The organism is Oleiphilus sp. HI0123 (assembly GCF_001635315.1).
The window spans coordinates 1-5,045 of sequence record NZ_LWGE01001326.1; the positions used below are offsets into that span (position 1 = coordinate 1).

The following is a 5,045-nucleotide window of genomic DNA, read 5'->3' on the forward strand; positions in this document are numbered from 1 at the left end:
GGCCGCAGCCTATCGCTGGGCTGACTTTGTGATCTGTCGAGCCGGTGCTTTAACCATATCTGAACTATGTGTGGCGGGCTTGGGAGCGATCCTCATCCCTTATCCTCATGCGGTCGATGACCACCAAACGCTCAATGCCCAGTATATGACCAAGGGCGGTGCGGCATGGTTATTAGACCAACAGGATTTGAGCGAGTCGACCTTGAGTGAGGTCTTGGCTCCTTTATTTAGTAAACCCGAGAGAATATCGATTTTGTCCGAGGCAGCAAGAAAATTAGCCAAAGCAGACGCAACAGAGAATGTAGCCAGTGAATGTAGGAGAGTCTGCTATGCCTGATAAACCAAATGCGAGTGTACTAAAGCATGCAGGAAGCATGGTATTGAGTGAAATTCCAGAGATGCGCCGTATCAGTCTGATCCATTTCGTAGGTATTGGTGGCGCGGGCATGTGCGGAATTGCAGAAGTGCTACGTAACCAGGGTTACCAAATCTCGGGTTCAGATTTAAATGAGTCAGCAGTGACAAAACGACTCGCTTCATTAGGAGTGAAAATCTATTTTGGGCATGATGCGGAAAATGTCGCACAAGCCGATGTAGTAGTGGTTTCTTCTGCGATTGATGAAAACAACCCGGAAGTGGCTGCAGCCAGAGAGCACCGTACGCCAATTGTTCCGCGAGCAGAAATGCTGGCTGAAATAATGCGTTATCGTCACGGTATCGCGATTGCGGGAACGCATGGCAAAACAACTACAACCAGTTTGATTGCATCGGTACTCGCCGAGGCAGGTTTAGACCCTACGTATGTGATCGGTGGTCGCTTAAATAGCGCGGGTACCAATGCAAGTCTGGGTGGGTCTCGATACCTGGTTGCTGAAGCAGATGAGAGTGATGCGTCATTCTTGCACCTTACACCGATGATTTCAGTGGTTACAAATATCGAAGCGGATCATATGCATACCTATGGTGGCGACTTCTCAAAGCTTAAACAGACCTTTGTAGACTTCCTTCATAACCTGCCGTTTTACGGTGCTGCGGTGATGTGTGTAGACGACCCAGTAGTAGAAGAAATAATGCCTCAGGTATCACGTGCCGTCCTTACTTATGGTGTGTCAGAAAGTGCGGATTATCGGGCGCATAATATTCGCCAAGACGGTATGCACAATCGCTTTACCGTACAGAGACCGGCGGGTATGAATGACCTGGATATCACGCTACAAATGCCGGGGCATCATAATGTTCTGAATGCACTGGCTGCTATCACTGTGGCGAGTGATGAGGGTGTTGAAGATGCCGCAATTCAAAGAGCCTTGGAAAGTTTCCAAGGGGTAGGGCGTCGTTTTCAGGTGTATGGCGACTACGCTGTTCAACGACAAGATACTGAAGCGAAGAGCGCTTCAAAAGTTATGTTGGTTGATGATTACGGGCATCACCCAAGTGAGGTGGAAGCGACACTCCAGGCGATTCGTGCGGGTTGGCCAGACAAACGATTGGTCATGGTTTTTCAACCGCATCGTTATAGCCGTACCAGTGACCTATATGAGGACTTCGTAAAAGTTCTCGCCAAGGTTGATGTGTTGCTATTGATGGAAGTTTACCCCGCTGGCGAGACACCAATTCCAAGTGCTGATAGTCGCGCATTGTGCCGCAGTATTCGTCAGCGTGGTGGTGCTGAGCCAATTTATATCGATGGTGGTCACCAGGTAGATGAGGTAGTGCCGAACCTGGAAAAACTTTTGTCCACAGTGCTTCAAGACGGCGACTTATTACTTACTCAGGGGGCGGGTAGCGTCGGTCAGATAGCTATTCGTTTGTCGGAAGATGGCGAGTTGTTGGAGGCTTGTTCATGAGTTCAGTGGCGGACAAGCTAGGTAAAGTTGCCGTTATTATGGGAGGAACCTCGGCGGAGCGCGAGGTGTCTCTGAAAAGTGGTCAGGCTGTCCTGGATGGCTTGCTGCGTAAAGGTGTTGATGCCTTCAAACTGGATTTTGGTGGAGAGATTGAAGACCTGGTCAAACACATGCCTTTTGACCGGGCATTCTTAGCGCTTCATGGACGTGGTGGTGAAGATGGCACGATACAGGGTGTTTTAGAGACCCTGAATATTCCGTACTCCGGTAGTGGTGTAATGGGCTCTGCCATTGGCATGGATAAGACACGAACTAAGTACCTTTGGCAGGGGATGAATTTACCGACACCTAAGTTTAGTTATGTAGAGAAGTTGAACCCGGAAATGCTCACCCGCCTGGTTTCATTGATGGGTTTCCCGTTGGCAGTTAAACCTTCTCGTGAAGGGTCATCGATTGGTGTGTTTAAAGTAAATAATCAGACACAGCTGGAAGCCGCAGTAAGTAAGGCTCTGGAAATGGATGAGCAAGTGCTTTTGGAGCAGTGGATAGAAGGTGATGAATATACAGTTGGCTTGTTGAATGGTTCGCCATTACCGGTAATTGGCTTAAAAACCAGCCATACCTTTTATGACTATGAAGCGAAGTACGAGTCAGATTCTACACAATATTTATTACCCTCAGGCTTATCTGATGAAGAAGAGCAGAGTCTGGGGAATTTGGCGGAAAGAGCATTTAGTGCCTTAGGCTGTTCTGGCTGGGGGCGTGTCGATGTAATGCGCGATAGCAAAGGGCGCTTTTGGTTGTTAGAAGTTAACACCATACCAGGAATGACCAGCCATAGTCTGGTTCCTATGGCCGCGAAAGCTTCAGGTTTAGAGTTTGATGATTTGCTACTGGAAATACTGAAGTCAGCAGTGACAAACAAGCGCTTAAGCAAGAACAATAATAATGATAAAGGGGATAGTTAGATGGCACATAATGCTGCAATTCATGTAATGGGGCAGGGCGCTCAGTTGGCAGAAGGAAACGCTGTACGTGAAGAGACTGTTTTGGTGCTCAAGCGTGTTCTAACTGTGACGCTAATTTGTTTAGCGCTACTTGTATTACTGACTAAAAGAGACAGTCTGATACAAGTAGTTGACCACCCTATCTCATCGATCAAGGTAACAGGCGCGTTTTCTTATCTGAACGAAAGTGAAGTGACACAAGCGTTGAGTGGTTTAGTCGGCGCCGGATTTATAGCGACTGACTTAAAAGACGTTCAAACACGAGTAGAGGGCTTGGCCTGGGTTAACAGTGCGACTGTGAGTAGAGTCTGGCCGGGCGAAATCAAGCTGCTAATAAATGAACAAGTTGCGGTGAGTCAGTGGAATGACGGAGCGTTGCTCAATGCAGAAGGTGTTGTCTTTAAGCCTGCTGAACTAAGAAGTGATTTATTGGTTTTACCGCAACTGATCGGCAGTGAGCAGTTCAGTGCGTCGAAGAAAAATATGATGTATTCAACGCTCGGAGTACTACAGCAAGGCCTTAAAGAGTATGGCTTGGCTATTAGAGCGCTGGAATTGAAACCTAGAAATGTCTGGAATATGACCTTGAGTAATGGTGTGGCGGTCGCAATGGGTGAAATTAAGCTACAAGATCGCGAAGGGCAGCAGAACCTTGAAGCCAAGCTGGAACGAGTTGGTAAGGTTTTCAGCTCCAGAGCAAATATTGACGTGGCGAATATTAGCCGAATCGACGCTCGCTACCCGAATGGTGTAGCGATCAAGTGGCGATCCGGTAAAAAGTAAGAATTAGGAATGTGTTTGTGAGCCGGGCATCGGATGGCCTTAGGCTTCGCGAAAGCAAAGTTGGTACAAAAGTAACGTGGGAACACCAGAATGGCTGGCTCATTAGAAAATGAATTTACCGTGGGGTTGGATATTGGAACCTCCAAAATTGTTGCAATTGTTGGCAAGAAGAATAGTGAAGGACAGATCGAAATAGTTGGTATCGGTTCGCACCCTTCTCGTGGCTTAAAGAGAGGGGTTGTTGTCAATATTGAGTCAACAGTTAACGCAATTCAACGAGCTGTCGAAGAGGCTGAGCTGATGGCAGGGTGCCAGATTCACTCTGTCTATGCAGGAATAGCCGGGAGCCATATTCGCAGTATGAATTCGCACGGCATTGTTGCGGTTCGAGATCGAGAAGTTGTTCAGGCCGATATTGATCGTGTTATCGATGCTGCACAGGCTGTGGCAATACCAGCAGACCAGAAAGTGCTGCACATTCTCCCTCAGGAGTTTGTGATTGATAGCCAGGAAGGCATTAAAGAGCCTTTGGGTATGTCTGGTGTGCGTCTAGAAGCAAAGGTGCACTTGGTGACCTGTGCGGTTAACGCAGCTCAGAATATAGAAAAGTGTGTGCAGAAGTGTGATCTGGACGTTGATGACATTATTTTAGAGCAGTTGGCTTCAAGCTATGCGGTGCTCACTGACGATGAGAAAGAGTTAGGTGTCTGTGTTGTGGATATTGGTGGTGGAACAACCGACATCGCAATATTTACCGGTGGTGCGATTCGTCATACCGCAGTAATCCCGATAGCGGGCGACCAGGTGACGAATGATATTGCCATGGCACTGCGTACACCGACACAAAACGCGGAAGAGATAAAGATTAAATATGCCTGTGCCTTGACGCAATTGGCCGGTGCAGAAGAAACCATAAAAGTGCCTAGTGTTGGGGATCGCCCACCACGAGACTTGTCTCGGCAGGCATTGGCTGAGGTGGTTGAACCTCGCTATGAAGAGTTATTTACCTTGATACAGTCAGAGTTACGTAGAAGTGGCTTTGAAGATGTAATTGCCGCCGGGATTGTGTTAACGGGCGGGACGTCAAAGATGGAAGGCGTTGTTGAGTTAGCAGAAGAGATATTCCATATGCCTGTCAGATTAGCATCCCCGCAGGGTGTATCTGGTTTGGCGGATGTCGTCAATAATCCGATGTATGCAACGGGCGTTGGTTTATTGATGTATGGACTGAAGCAGAGGACAACGGATAGTGAGCCGATGATGAGGTCTGAGGGAGGCGAAAGTTTTATGGAAAAAATAAAAACATGGTTTACCGGCAACTTCTAAAAATTGCCTACAAAAACCAACAATACAAAGCAGCAACTAGCAGATTGAAAATATAATATTAGGAGAAAGAGTGATGTTTGAA

Annotated in this window: 5 protein-coding genes; all 5 read left to right on the forward strand. The window is 47.5% G+C overall.

All coding sequences use genetic code 11. The features are described from left to right. The coding region (locus A3761_RS16380; RefSeq protein WP_304439620.1) for a glycosyltransferase at nucleotides 1–337 on the forward strand (337 nt) is incomplete at its 5' end. Then, entirely contained in the window at nucleotides 330–1,847 is a 1,518-nt protein-coding gene (gene murC, locus A3761_RS16385; protein ID WP_082865279.1) for a UDP-N-acetylmuramate--L-alanine ligase, read from the forward strand. The genes A3761_RS16380 and murC, both read left to right, overlap by 8 nt. Then, nucleotides 1,844–2,815 (forward strand): D-alanine--D-alanine ligase, encoded by a 972-nt coding sequence (locus A3761_RS16390; RefSeq protein WP_068516364.1) that lies wholly within the window; start codon nucleotides 1,844–1,846, stop codon nucleotides 2,813–2,815. Before murC ends, A3761_RS16390 begins: the two co-directional genes overlap by 4 nt. Continuing rightward, a complete protein-coding gene (locus A3761_RS16395; protein WP_068515626.1) occupies nucleotides 2,816–3,637 on the forward strand; it encodes a cell division protein FtsQ/DivIB in 822 nt (273 codons plus the stop codon). A gap of 90 nt (nucleotides 3,638–3,727) precedes the next feature. Then, on the forward strand, nucleotides 3,728–4,963 hold the full coding sequence (gene ftsA / locus A3761_RS16400; protein ID WP_068516361.1) for a cell division protein FtsA: 1,236 nt from the start codon (nucleotides 3,728–3,730) through the stop codon (nucleotides 4,961–4,963). The last annotated feature ends 82 nt before the right edge of the window (nucleotides 4,964–5,045 follow it).